The 653-nt window shown below is 67.1% G+C and carries 1 protein-coding gene; it reads right to left on the reverse strand.

What is annotated here, in order from left to right; translation table 11 throughout:
* The coding region (locus AC4FQ5_RS19830) for a hypothetical protein (RefSeq protein ID WP_491146327.1) at positions 1-484 on the reverse strand (484 nt) is incomplete at its 3' end.
* Positions 485-653 lie beyond the last annotated feature (169 nt).

A 653-nucleotide genomic window follows, 5' to 3' on the forward strand; every position in this document is an offset into this window, starting at 1 on the left:
CCCCTCCGACGTAGAGGGTCTTCTGGTCCGGAGACACCGCGAGCGTGAGGACCTGAGCGTCGAACGAGATCGAAAGCGGCAGGAGCGCGCCCGTCTCGAGATCGTAGGCGAGGAAGTTGGAGCGGTCGACGACGTTCTCCCCCGGGCCGGCGCCGGCCGGCCGAGCACGGAGGAAGTTGCCTCCCACGTAGACGGTGTTGCCGACGACGACCTGATCCCAGACCACACCGGCACCTTCCCGGTCGTCCTCCGCCGACGACAGCCCCGTGCCGATCTGCGGCGCGGGCAACGGATCGCTCGATACCGTCACCGGCGTGGCCGGATTGGTCGGCGCCGTCGGTGCAGTGTCGGCGGCCGCCGCCACTGGAGGGAGAACCCCCAGCCCGACGGTGCCGGCGACGACGATGGCGAATGCTGGTGTCAGCCATCGGGGTGCGCGGGTGCGCATGGTCATCCCCCCGGATGGCACAGTTGATGTGCTCACGATGTGTTTTTCTCTTGTCTCTGTTCGACTATTCGGGTTCGAACAGGCCCCCCGGCGATCGGAACGTGAATCCCCCTCACGTTCCTGCCATCGGAGTATGACGAAGCGACCGTCGTCGGAACAACGTCATCCACACCCCCCTTCCACGGGCAGGTCCGTGCCCCCAACG

This window comes from Chryseobacterium sp. DT-167 (assembly GCF_058310155.1).